The 12,532-nt window shown below is 66.5% G+C and carries 11 protein-coding genes; 5 read left to right on the forward strand and 6 right to left on the reverse strand.

The features are described 5' to 3' along the window. Positions 1 to 3: 3 nt before the first annotated feature. The 5 genes from AAC067_RS02895 to tpiA form a co-directional block, all read right to left on the reverse strand. Positions 4 to 945: an alpha-E domain-containing protein gene (locus tag AAC067_RS02895; protein ID WP_339929344.1), complete on the reverse strand. Its 942-nt coding sequence runs from the start codon at positions 943 to 945 to the stop codon at positions 4 to 6. Between the two features lie 22 nt (positions 946 to 967). Beyond that, positions 968 to 2,395, reverse strand: a complete 1,428-nt coding sequence (locus AAC067_RS02900; protein WP_339929346.1) for a circularly permuted type 2 ATP-grasp protein — start codon at positions 2,393 to 2,395, stop codon at positions 968 to 970. 597 nt (positions 2,396 to 2,992) lie between these two features. After that, positions 2,993 to 4,645 carry a CTP synthase gene (locus tag AAC067_RS02905; protein ID WP_339929348.1) on the reverse strand — a complete coding sequence of 551 codons (1,653 nt, stop codon included), beginning with the start codon at positions 4,643 to 4,645 and terminating at the stop codon, positions 2,993 to 2,995. A 150-nt stretch (positions 4,646 to 4,795) separates the two neighbouring features. Further along, positions 4,796 to 5,203: a preprotein translocase subunit SecG gene (gene secG, locus AAC067_RS02910; RefSeq protein WP_339929350.1), complete on the reverse strand. Its 408-nt coding sequence runs from the start codon at positions 5,201 to 5,203 to the stop codon at positions 4,796 to 4,798. Between the two features lie 95 nt (positions 5,204 to 5,298). Next, on the reverse strand, positions 5,299 to 6,048 hold the full coding sequence (gene tpiA, locus AAC067_RS02915) for a triose-phosphate isomerase (protein WP_339929352.1): 750 nt from the start codon (positions 6,046 to 6,048) through the stop codon (positions 5,299 to 5,301). Between the two features lie 128 nt (positions 6,049 to 6,176). Between tpiA and AAC067_RS02920 the strand changes: the two genes are divergently transcribed. Further along, positions 6,177 to 8,120 (forward strand): peptidyl-prolyl cis-trans isomerase, encoded by a 1,944-nt coding sequence (locus tag AAC067_RS02920; RefSeq protein WP_339929354.1) that lies wholly within the window; start codon positions 6,177 to 6,179, stop codon positions 8,118 to 8,120. Next, positions 8,117 to 9,631, forward strand: a complete 1,515-nt coding sequence (gene trpE / locus AAC067_RS02925; RefSeq protein WP_339929356.1) for an anthranilate synthase component I — start codon at positions 8,117 to 8,119, stop codon at positions 9,629 to 9,631. Before AAC067_RS02920 ends, trpE begins: the two co-directional genes overlap by 4 nt. Before the next feature lie 4 nt (positions 9,632 to 9,635). Here trpE and AAC067_RS02930 read toward each other — a convergent pair whose 3' ends face one another. Continuing rightward, on the reverse strand, positions 9,636 to 9,842 hold the full coding sequence (locus tag AAC067_RS02930) for a peptidoglycan-binding protein (protein ID WP_339929358.1): 207 nt from the start codon (positions 9,840 to 9,842) through the stop codon (positions 9,636 to 9,638). Positions 9,843 to 10,061: 219 nt separating this feature from the next. Between AAC067_RS02930 and AAC067_RS02935 the strand changes: the two genes are divergently transcribed. From AAC067_RS02935 to trpC, 3 genes are read left to right on the forward strand one after another with little or no spacing between them, the layout of a single operon-like run. Next, positions 10,062 to 10,652 (forward strand): aminodeoxychorismate/anthranilate synthase component II, encoded by a 591-nt coding sequence (locus AAC067_RS02935; protein ID WP_339929360.1) that lies wholly within the window; start codon positions 10,062 to 10,064, stop codon positions 10,650 to 10,652. Between the two features lie 4 nt (positions 10,653 to 10,656). Then, complete coding sequence (trpD, locus tag AAC067_RS02940; protein WP_339929362.1) at positions 10,657 to 11,694, forward strand: anthranilate phosphoribosyltransferase; 1,038 nt, start codon at positions 10,657 to 10,659, stop codon at positions 11,692 to 11,694. After that, entirely contained in the window at positions 11,691 to 12,479 is a 789-nt protein-coding gene (gene trpC / locus AAC067_RS02945; RefSeq protein WP_339929364.1) for an indole-3-glycerol phosphate synthase TrpC, read from the forward strand. Before trpD ends, trpC begins: the two co-directional genes overlap by 4 nt. Positions 12,480 to 12,532 lie beyond the last annotated feature (53 nt).

Genomic DNA, 12,532 nt, shown 5'->3' on the forward strand with positions numbered 1-12,532 from the left:
GGGTCATCCGTAGAATCGGTAGTCCTGCTCGATCTGGAGACCGAGCGCGGTATTGCAGGCGATGAAGTCGGCCAGGAACTGGTGCAGGCCGGTTTCAAAGATCGAGTCGATCGAATGGCTGGCCAGACGGCTGACCGCGGCGCGAGAAAGGTCGTGACAGGCGGGGGACTCGCCATAGGCTTCGGCCAGAAGATCCAGCTGCTCGCAGATCTGGCCGACGCTGTAGGCCAGCGACCGTGGCATGCGGTGATCCAGGATGATCAGATTGGCGATCTGCTTGGGATTGGCCGTGCCGTCGCTCAGCCAGCGATAGGCCCGCTGCGCCGAAACCGAGCGCAGGATCGTCTCCCACTGCACATTGTCGAGCGACGAACCGACGAACGACACCGACGGCAGCAGCACATAATATTTGACGTCGAGGATGCGCGCCGTGTTGTCCGCCCGCTCGATGAACGTCCCCATATGGGCGAAATTATAGACGTCGTTGCGCATCATCGTGCCGGTCAGGGCCCCGCGCACGAGGGCGTTCTGGCGGCGGATGGTGGCCAGCACGTCAGGCAGGTCGCTTTCCGACACCGGCCGCTTCAGCACGGCCTTGATGGTCATCCAGCACTCATTGGTGGCCTCCCAGACCTCGCGCGTCAGGGCGGTCCGCACCAGCCGCGCATTGGTGCGGGCGCTGTCGATCGCCGACATAACGCTGGACGGGTTGGTCGGGTCCCGCAGCAGGAAGTCGATGACACTGGTAGCCCGGAAATCGTCGTAACGGGCCAGATAGGCCTTGCGGACCCCCGCCGTGCCGATGACCGACGCCCACTCCGCCTCGGCCGCGGCCGACCGGGTCAGGGCGATGCGGAATCCCGCATCGACCAGGCGCGCGGTATTCTCGCTGCGCTCCAGAAAGCGGAACATCCAGAACAGGCCGCCTGCGGTCTTGCCTAGCATGGGCTGTCTCCCTGAACGGCGCTCATTCCTCCAGCACCCAGGTGTCCTTGGTGCCACCGCCCTGGCTCGAGTTGACCACCAGCGAACCGGGCTTCATCGCCACCCGGGTCAGGCCGCCGGGCGTGATGTCGATCTTGTTGGGCGAAACCAGCACGAACGGGCGCAGGTCGACGTGCCGCGGGGCCAATCCGGCCTTCGTCAGCACGGGAACCGTCGACAGGGCCAGGGTGGGCTGGGCGATATAGTTGCCCGGGCGCGACTTCAGCTTGGCCGCAAAAGCGGTGATTTCGCGCTTGCTCGCCGCGGGGCCGACCAGCATGCCGTAGCCACCGGACCCGTGCACCTCCTTCACCACCAGTTCGGACAGGTGCTCCAGCACATAGGCCAGCGCATCCGGTTCGGCACAGCGCCACGTCGGCACATTTTTCAGAATGGCTTTCTCGCCGGTATAGAATTCCACGATCTCGGGCATGTAGCTGTAAATCGCCTTGTCGTCGGCGATCCCGGTGCCCGGCGCATTGGCGATGGTGATCTTGCCGGCGCGGTAGACGTCCATGATCCCCGGCACCCCGAGCTGGGACCCCGGATTGAAATTCAGCGGGTCGAGAAAGTCGTCATCGACCCGCCGGTACAGGACATCGATCGGCTTGTATCCCTGGGTGGTCCGCATCGCGATCCGACCGTCGACCAGTCGCAGGTCATGCCCCTCGACCAGCTCAACCCCCATCTGGTCGGCCAGGAACGAGTGCTCGAAATAGGCTGAATTGTGTATGCCCGGCGTCAGCACTGCCACGACCGGCGTCCCCTCACACCCCTCGGGCGCGCAGGCCGTCAGCGAGCGTCTCAGCAGCTTGGGATAGTCCCCCACCTCCCGGACTGACACCTTGGAGAACAGCTCCGGAAACATCTGAAGCATCGTTTCCCGGTTTTCGAGCATGTAGGAGACACCCGACGGGGTCCGGGCATTGTCCTCAAGGACGAAGAAGTCATCCTCGCCGGTCCGGACGATGTCGGTCCCGACGATGTGGGTATAGATCCCGCCGGGCGGCGAAACCCCGATCATTTGCGGCAGAAAGGCTTCGTTTCTGGCGATCAGCTCGGTCGGTATGCGGCCGGCCCGCAGGATTTCCTGGCGATGATAGATGTCGTGCAGAAAGGCATTGATGGCCCGCACCCGCTGCTCGATCCCCCGGGTCAGGCGGCTCCATTCCCGCGCCGCGATAATGCGCGGAACGATGTCGAACGGCAGCAGACGCTCATTGGCCTCCTGTTGCCCGTACACATTGAAGGTGATGCCGGTGCGGCGGAAGAAGACCTCGGCCTCCTTCGACTTCTGCCGAAGTCTTCCGGCATCCTGCCGATCAAACCACCCTGCGTAATCACTATAGGGCGCTCGCGAAGCATCGCCAGAACCGTACATTTCATCGAAAAAGTCTATCTTATCGGCCATTGGCATCAGTATTCCACATATTATGCCAAATTACAATGCAAACAGAAATAATATTGCGATATAATGTTGTTTTTAGAATAAATGCTGCAACTATATTTGTAGTCTAGTCATTGAGGTCCGTCGTTACTGATACCACCCCTGCCAAATATCTCATGGCAGTGCCTGTTCTGACCGTCCGCCAGAGAACAGTCGCACCCCGATGGCCGGGCCCCATCATCCGGCGCGCCTGTCCGTGCGAATTCAAGCGGAACCGTAGCGCGCCTTTCGCGTTGCCGGTCAATGCAGAGGGCCTCGCCACAGCAGCGCCAACCAGCCCGTTCGACCCGCCCGGCGGTCGTCAGCGGCAGCATCGTCACCTTCGACGGTGCGCAAGGGACCATACCCGACGAGAAATCAAGAAACGGCGATATTTTACAAGGGCCGACGGGAGCGCCATGCTTCCAGTGGAGATGCCCGTGAAAGCTTGGTTGTGTTATCTGCGCTGCCTGTTTCGCGGCCATCGCTGGGTCGACAGCCACAGCGTCCCCGGAATGATGACCTGCGTCCGTTGCCGGCACCGCAAACAGGCCTGAGCCGGCCTCCAGAACGACCGGCTCGTCAGACCAGCCGGCTCTGCACCACGGCAGCCTCGATAAAGCCGGCGAACAACGGGTGCGGGGCGAAGGGGCGGCTCTTCAGTTCCGGATGATACTGAACGCCGACGAACCAGGGATGGTCCTGGCGCTCGACGGTCTCCGGCAGGACCCCGTCCGGCGACAGGCCAGAAAAGACCAGACCGCCCCGCGTCTCGATCGCCTCGCGATAGTTGATGTTGACCTCATAGCGATGACGGTGCCGTTCGCTGATAGTCGTGGTGCCGTAGATCTCAGCGAGCTTCGATCCCGGCACCAGCACCGAGTCATAGGCCCCCAGCCGCATGGTACCGCCCAGATCGCCGTCCTTCCGGCGTTGAACCCGCTGGTTGCCCTGGGTCCATTCGGTCATCAATCCGACGACGGGCTCCTCGGTCGGACCGAACTCGGTCGACGAGGCCTCGGGACAGCCGGCCAGGTTCCGGGCCGCCTCGATCACCGCCATCTGCATGCCGAAACAGATGCCGAAATAGGGGATCTTGCGCTCGCGGGCGAAGCGGGCCGCCTCGATCTTGCCCTCGGCCCCGCGTGCGCCGAAGCCGCCGGGGACGAGAATGGCATGGGCCCCCTGCAGGCGGGCATCGCACGCCTCGCGATCGCCCTCGAAGGTCTCGGCCTCGACCCAGTCGATGTTGACCTTGACGTTGTTGGCCACGCCGCCGTGGTGCAGCGCCTCGATCAGGGATTTGTAGGCGTCCTTGAGCACCGTGTACTTGCCGACGATGGCCACAGTGACCTCGCCGTCCGGGTGCAGGCGGCGACGGACGATCTCGTCCCACATCGTCAGATCCGGCTCGGGGGCGTCGGTCAGGCCGAAATGGGCCAACACCTGTGAATCCAGACCCTCGCGGTGATAGTCCAGCGGCACCGCGTAGATGTCGGCAGAATCCATCGCCTGGATCACCGCCTCCTGACGCACGTTGCAGAACAGGCCGATCTTGCGCTTCTCCTCGGCCGGGATCGGCTGTTCGCAGCGACACAGCAGGATGTCGGGCTGGATGCCGATCGAGCGCAGCTCCTTGACCGAATGCTGGGTCGGCTTGGTCTTCATCTCGCCGGCGGTCTTGATGAAGGGCAGCAGGGTCAGATGCACGAAACACGACTGACCGCGCGGCAGATCCTGGCCCAGCTGACGAATGGCCTCGAAGAACGGCAGGCCCTCGATGTCGCCGACCGTGCCGCCGATCTCGATCAGCACGAAGTCGACCTCCTCACCCGCGTCGGTCAAGGCCGGGGACAGGGCGAAGGTCTTGATCTCGTCGGTGACGTGCGGAATGACCTGGACGGTCGCGCCCAGATAGTCGCCTCGCCGCTCCTTCTCGAGGATGGTCGAATAGATGCGGCCGGTGGTGACGTTGTCTGACCGGGCCGCCGACACGCCGGTGAAACGCTCGTAGTGGCCCAGGTCGAGGTCGGTCTCGGCCCCGTCATCGGTGACGAACACCTCACCGTGCTGATAGGGGCTCATCGTGCCCGGATCGACGTTCAGATAGGGGTCCAGCTTGCGCAGGCGCACCTTGTAGCCGCGCGCCTGGAGCAGCGCACCGAGAGCGGCGGAGGCGAGGCCTTTTCCCAATGAGGAAACCACGCCGCCAGTGATGAACACATAACGGGCCATGGGAGCTTACCTTACCGCCGATTCGCGCGGCCTGTGATGGCGCTTGCGCGATCCATCTGTTGAAAACGAAACGGGCGCGCCTGCGCGCGCCCGGGATTTGAGACTTCTAGGGCGAAGGCCGGAGGCGGAAACGACCGCCGGCCACATTCCCTATTGCGCCGGGGCCGGCGCGCCGGACGGCAGGCTGGCTTCCAGATCGTCCAGCGACGGAGCCGCGGGCTGAAGCGGCGTGGTCGGGGCCGGAGCCGGAGCGGTCGTGGCCGGAGCCTGCGCATCACCACCGACCGCGATCGCACCCACGTCATCGGCATTGATCACCGACTCATTGGCCCGCGACATGTTGCCGGCGATGGTCAGGCTGATCGCACAGGCGAAGAACAGGACCGCGAGAATAGAGGTCGCATTGGTCAGCAGATTGCCGGCACCGCGGGCGGTCATGAAGCCCGACGGACCCCCGCCCATGCCCAGCGCGCCGCCTTCGGAGCGCTGCAACAGGATCACCCCGGTGAGGGCGACCGAAATCAGGATCATGGCGACGAGCAAAATGGTCTGGAGCATGGTGTCAATCATGTGGGCGCGAAGCTGCGCCGATCAAGCGGGGGCGTCTAACATTGATGTGCCCGGGGAGCAATCATCGATGCCGTCGGTTCAGGTCAGACGGCGCGGATGATGTCGAGGAAATCGCTCGCCTTCAGCGACGCCCCGCCGACCAGCGCGCCGCCGACCTCGGGCACGGCGAGGATTGCTGCGGCATTGGCGGGCTTGACCGAACCACCGTAGAGAATCGGGGCGACGTCGCCGGCGGTCCCCAGCCGGGCCTGAATGGCCAGCCGAACGGCCCGGTGAACCGCCTCGATTTCTTCCAGCGTCGGCGTCAGCCCGGTGCCGATGGCCCAGACCGGCTCATAGGCCAGGGCGAAGGGTCGGCCGGCCACGCTCATCGGCACCGATCCGGCGACCTGGCGGCTGACGACGTCAATGGCCTCGCCGGCCTCACGCTGTTCCAGGGTCTCGCCGACACAGATAATCGGCTCCAGGCCCGCGGCGAGCGCAGCCTCGGCCTTGGCGGCCACGTCCGCGTCAGTTTCCCCGAAGCCCGCACGACGCTCCGAATGGCCGACGATGACCAGACGCGCACCGGCATCGGTCAGCATCTCCGCTGAGACCGAGCCGGTGAAGGCTCCCGCGGCCGCGGCGTGACAATCCTGTCCGCCCAGCTCAACAGCCCCGCCGCCCAGCAGCCGCGCCATGCGCTCGATCAGCGTGGCCGGTGGGCACAACACGACCCGGCAGGCTGCGGGATCGGCCTCGAGAGCCTGTTTGAGGGCCTCGGCCTCGGTCAGATCGCGGCCCAGGCCGTTCATCTTCCAATTGCCGGCGATCAGCTTCACGGATTGTTTCATTCGCCCTGTTTAGGCATCCTGTCGACCCAAGCCAAGCCGTCTGGGGCACCGGCCGCTTGCCGTGCCACCCTGACGAGCCCTATACGCCACAGACATTCCCCTTGCCGCCGGCCCGTCAGGTTCTCTCGATGATCTCCCTGCTCCGCGATTTCGCCAAATCCAAATGGGCCATGGGCCTGATCGTCCTGCTGGCGCTCGGCCTGCTGGTGACGGGCGGCTCACAGATGGATGTGCTGGCCAACATCGGTCCCAGACATGTGATCACCGCAGGTGACCGCAGCGTCGACCAGCAGCAGTTCCGCACCGATTTCGAACGGGTCCGCAACAATCTGCAGGAACAGGCCGGTCGACCCGTGTCGATCGATGACCTGATCAACGAAAGCATCCACCTGCGCTATCTCGACGGCCAGGCCCAGCGTCTCGGTTTCCTCGACTGGGCCTGGAAGGCCGGCATTCGCCCCGGCAAGGCGTTGGTGCTGAAGCAGATTCGTCGGGCCCCGGTGTTTTTCAACCAGGTCACCGGCGAGTTCGACGACGATGCCTACCGGACGGCCCTGGCGGCCCAGAACGTCACCCCGGCCCAGCTGGAACAGGAATTCCGGGATGAGTACGCCAGCAACCATTTCAGCGCTGCGATCTTCGCCGGGACCCGCCTGCCCCGCATCTACGGGGCGCTGATCGCCGGTCAGGCGCTCGAAACCCGCGACGGCCGCTTCTTCACGGTGACCCAGGCCATGGCCGGGACTTCGCCCAAGCCTACCGAAGCCCAACTGACGGCCTTCATGACCGAGAACGCCGATCGCCTGCGCCAGCCTGAATACCGGATGGCCGCCCTGATCCTGTTCAACGGCGGCCCCGCCGCCACCGCCCCGATCGCGGAATCGCGTATCCAGGAGCGTTTCGAATTCCGCAAGGACGCCCTGTCCGACGCCGAGACACGGACCTTTGTCACCCTGACCGCCCCGACCCGGGCTGCCGCCGACAAGGTTGCCGCCGCCCTGCGCGCGGGTCAGACCCCGTCCGAGGCCGCCGCCGCCAACGGAGCCCAGGTCGCCCCCTATACCGACACCGCGCGCACGGCCCTCGGTGACCCCGCCGTCGCCGCCGCCGTGTTCGGCCTGGCCGCCAATGAAGTGTCTGCCCCGGTTCAGGGGCGGGTCGGCTTCACCGTCGCCAAGGTCACCGCGATCAACGCGGGCCGGGCCGTCACCCTGGACGGCGTGCGCGACGCCATCGTCGCCGAACTGCGTCAGGAAGACGTTCGCGGGGCCGTCTATGACCGCGTCGACCGCTATGAGAAGGCCCGGACGGATGGCAAGACGCTGGAAGCCGCGGCTGAGGAAGTCGGCGCCCGCATCATCCAGCTGCCGCCCTTTACCGAGGACGGCAAGACGCCGGACGGCCAGCCGATGAACGCGCCGCCCCAGATCTTCAGCACGGCCTGGAGCCTGACCAAGGGTGGCGAGAGCGAAGTGATCGACGCCGGTCAGGGTCAGTATTTCGTGCTGCGTCTGGATGACATTCGCCCGTCCAGCCTGCCGGCACTGGCCGACATCCGTGGCCCGCTGGAACAGCAGTGGATCCTGCGGGAAAACAATCGTCTGCTGGTGACCAAGGCCGAGGAACTGGCCGGTCGCATCCGCGCCGGCGAGGATGTCGCCGCCGTCGCCGGATCGGTGGGGGCCCCGGTCCAGATCCACACGGGCGTCAAGCAGGACCGCCAGAGCCAGGAAGCCCTGGGCGAAGGCGCTCTCCAGGGGCTGTTCGGCCAGGGCCGTGGTCAGGTGTTCACCCTGCCGCAATCGGCGTCCAGCTATGTGATCGGCCGGGTCGACCAGATCCACGCCGCCGTTCCGGCCCTGGCCGCGCCGATCGCTGAACAGGTTCGCCCGCGCATGACGCAAGAGCAGGTCCAGGCCATGATCCAGCAGTCGATGACCGCGGCGTCCGCCCGGATCAAGGCGACCTATGATGTCGCTCGCGCCCGGGTCGCCCTTGGCCTGAGCGCCGAACCCGAGGCCGCGCCTACGGCCGCAGCTGCGCCGACCCCGGCACCCGCCCCGGCCCAATGACCACCGGACCGGGTGCGGCGGGCTTCGACGCCTTTGCCGGAGGCTGGGCTGCGGGACGGCCGCAGGTCGTCGTCCGCCGTCTGGTCGACGATCTCGAGACCCCGGTTTCGGCCTTTCTGAAGGTCGGCCACGGCCGGCCCTATGCCTTCCTGCTGGAGTCCGTCGAGGGCGGCGCGGTCAACGGTCGCTATTCGATCCTGACCCGTGATCCCGATGTGGTGTGGCGCTGCCGCGACGGCCGCGCCGAACAGGCCCGCGGCCCGGCTGTCGCCGCCGGCCGATTCACGCCTGATCCGGCACCGGCGCTCGAGTCCCTGCGCACCCTGATCGCCGCCACCCGGTTTGACCTGCCCGATGACCTGCCGCCGATGGCCGCGGGCCTGTTCGGCGTGTTCGGCTACGACATGGTGCGTCTGCTGGAACCGCTGGGTGCGCCCAACCCCGATCCGCTGGACCTGCCCGATGCCGTCTTGGCCCGGCCCTCGCTGGTGGCCATCTTCGATTCGGTGCGCCATGAGATCGTTCTGATCTCCGCCGCCTATCCCGACAGCGGTCACGACGACCGAGTGGCCCATGACGCCGCCGTGGCCCGGCTGGACGCTTTCGAGGCCGAGCTGCGGGCCCCGCTGAGCGCGCGAGCGACCCCGGTCGAGGTCCCGGCTCCCGACTTCCACTCGCCCGTTGACCAGGCCGCCTTCACCGACATGGTGACCGCAGCCAAGGCCTATATCGAGGCCGGCGACATCTTCCAGGTCGTGCTCAGCCACCGCTTCTCGGCCCCGTGGAGCGAGGATCCGTTCGCCTTCTACCGCTCGCTGCGCCGCCAGAACCCGTCGCCCTATCTGTTCTATCTCGACTTCATCGACTTCCAGCTGGCCGGCTCGAGCCCGGAAATCCTCGTGCGGCTCAAGGACGGGGCGGTCACCATCCGTCCGCTGGCCGGGACCCGCCCGCGTGGAGCCACACCCGAAGCCGACCGCGCGCTGGAGGCCGAACTGCTGGCCGATCCCAAGGAACGGGCCGAGCATCTGATGCTGCTGGATCTGGGCCGCAACGACGTCGGCCGGGTCTCGGTGCCCGGGTCGGTCGAGGTGACCGAGAGTTTCACCGTCGAACGCTACAGCCAGGTCATGCACATCGTCTCGGACGTACGCGGCCGCGCCGATCCCAAACTGGACGCCGTCGACACCCTGTTGGCCGCCCTGCCCGCCGGTACCCTGTCCGGCGCGCCCAAGGTGCGGGCCATGGCCATCATCGACGAGCTGGAGTCGGAAAAGCGCGGCGTCGGCTACGGCGGCGGGGTCGGCTATATTTCGGCGGGGGGCGAGGCCGACATCTGCATCGTGCTGCGCACCGCGATGTTCACCGATGACCGGATCTTCGTCCAGGCCGGAGCCGGCGTCGTGGTCGACAGTGATCCGGCGGCGGAATATGCCGAGACCCGGGCCAAGGCTCGTGCCCCGATGAACGCCGCGATCGACGCCTGGCGCTACACCAGCGGCAACCGCTGAGGGGTCAGCCCGGCTGGGCCGGAATCGTCGCCGGATCGACCGGGATGCCGTTGTCGTTGAAGCGCACACCCGGTCCCAGAACCATCACACCGGCCATCAACACCGCCGCCGTCGCCGCCAGGGCGCTGGCGACCAGGGTGGACCAGGGGCTGTGAACCGGCGTCGGCGACTGCAGCAGTCGGCGCGCCTCGGGGATTGTGGAATCAGTCATCGGCTTTCCCGTCGCTACAGCCTGATTGCAGCCTGACACGGTTAACGAAGCCTTACCGTTCCGCGAACGCTTGGCGGACGGGCCCTGTAGCCCGTGAGCGAAATCGGTTGAGGTGGACGAAGGTCCAACTCGGCTCAGATTTCGCTCCAGTTTGAATCTGGACCATTTTTTGGATTCAGGTCGATTCGACCTGAAACAAAAATGGTCTAGAAGCGCGGGATGATCCTCGTCGTCGATAACTACGACAGCTTTACCTACAACCTCGTCCACTACCTTGCGGAACTGGGCGCGGAGACGCGCGTGGTGCGCAACGACGACCTGACCGTAGAACAGGCCTGGGCCCTGAAGCCGGAGGCCGTGCTGCTGTCGCCCGGCCCCTGCGCCCCCGATCAGGCCGGCATCTGCCTGTCGCTGTTGACCTCGGCTCCCGCCGATATGCCGATCTTCGGCGTCTGTCTCGGCCATCAGGCCATGGGTCAGGCCTTCGGCGGTGAGGTCATCCGCGCCAAGAGCCTGATGCACGGCAAGACCTCGCCGATCGAACACACAGGACAGAGCGTGTTCAAGGGCCTTCCCTCGCCGTTCACCGCCACCCGCTATCACAGCCTCGCCGTGCGCCGGGACACCCTGCCCGACACGCTCGAGGTCACCGCCTGGACAGCCGATGGCGAAATCATGGGTCTGGCCCACAAGACCCGGCCGATCCACGGGGTCCAGTTCCATCCCGAATCGATCGCCACCGACCACGGCCACGACCTGCTGGCCAATTTCCTCGACCTCGCCGGGGTCAAACGTCTGGCCGTGGTCTGACGCCGTGGCTGACGGTTTCAAGCCCCTGCTGGCGAAACTGGTCGACGGGAACGTCCTGTCCGACACGGAGGCGCATGCCTTCTTCGCCGCCTGCCTGAGGGGCGAGCCCAGTCCGGCCCAGGTCGCCGCCGCCGTCACCGCCCTGCGCATGCGCGGCGAGACCGTGGGCGAGATCGCCGCCTTCGCCGGAGCCATGCGCGACGCCGCCCTGACCCTTGATCATCCCTATGAGGTGATCGACACCTGCGGCACCGGCGGCGACGGCCAGCACACCTTCAACATCTCCACCGCCGCCGCCCTGGTGCTGGCCGGCGCGGGCCTCAAGGTCGCCAAGCACGGCAACCGGGCCCTCAGTTCGAAATCGGGCTCGTCGGATGTGCTGTCGGTGCTGGGCGTCAACCTCGCCGCCACCCCGGCCCAGCAGCGCCTGTCGCTGGACGAAGCCAATATCGCCTTCCTGTTCGCCCCCGCCTACCACGGGGCCATGCGCCACGTCGGACCGGTCAGGGCCGAGATCGGCTTCCGCACCGTGTTCAACCTGCTCGGTCCGCTGTCCAATCCGGCCGGGGCCCGCCGTCAGGTGATGGGCGTTTACGACCCCCGCCTGCTGGAGCCGCTGGCCGAGGTGCTGGGGCGTCTGGGGGCCACCCGCGCCTGGACCGTGCACGGTCAGGGTCTGGACGAGTTGACCACCACCGGCCCGACCGAGGTGGCCGAGTGGAAGGACGGGGCGGTGCGCCGCTTCGCCGTCACGCCTGAGGACGCCGGTCTGCCCCGCGCATCGATCGAAGCCCTGCGTGGTGGCGACGCCGAAGAGAATGCGACCGCCCTGCGCGCCCTGCTGGCCGGACAGGCCGGAGCCTATCGCGATATCGTGCTGCTGAACGCCGCCGCCGCCCTGGTCGTGGCCGACCGCGCCGCCGATCTGGCCGAAGGCGTGGTCCAGGCCGCCGCCGTCATTGACGACGGGCGCGCCGCCGCCGCTCTTGAGGCCCTGGCGCGCATCACCAGCACCCCGATCGAGCCTGAAGAGACCGTATGACCGACGTGCTGGACCGGATCGCCGCCTACAAACGCGACGACGTGGCTACCCGGAAAATTGCGACGCCCCAAGCCGAGATCGAGGCCCGCGCCGCTGCCGCCTCGCCGCCGCGTGGCTTCCGCGCCGCCCTGACCCGCACCGCCATGCCCGGCCGTCCGGCCCTGATCGCCGAGATCAAGAAGGCCAGTCCGTCGAAAGGGTTGATCCGCGCCGATTTCGATCCCCCCGAACTGGCCCGCGCCTATCAGGTCGGGGGTGCCACCTGCCTATCCGTCCTGACTGACGGCCCCAGCTTCCAGGGCGATGACGCCTATCTGGTCGCCGCCCGCGCCGCCGTCACCCTGCCCTGTCTGCGCAAGGACTTCCTCGTCGATCCGTGGCAGGTGGCCGAAAGTCGCGCCCTGGGGGCCGATTGCGTCCTGATTATCCTGGCCATGGTAGAGGATGTCCTGGCCGCCGAGCTTCTGGCCGAGGCCCGCCGGTTCGGCATGGACGCCCTGATTGAAACCCACGACGAGGCCGAGATGGTCCGGGCCTGCAAGCTGGACGGGGATCTGGTCGGCATCAACAACCGCTCGCTGCGCACCTTCGACGTCGATCTGGCCACCACCGCCCGTCTGGCCGCCCTGGCCCCGCCGCAGGCCCTGCTGGTGGCCGAAAGCGGCCTGTTCACACCCGGCGACGTCGCCCGGGTCACTGCCGACGGTGCCCGCGCCATCCTGGTCGGTGAAAGCCTGATGCGTCAGGCTGATGTCGCGGCGGCGACGCGGACCCTGCTGGGCTGATCTTCCGTTAAGTTGACATTAGGATAGAACACTTACAGAACATCGACAACGGT

The organism is uncultured Brevundimonas sp. (genome assembly GCF_963977465.1).
Lineage (GTDB): Bacteria > Pseudomonadota > Alphaproteobacteria > Caulobacterales > Caulobacteraceae > Brevundimonas.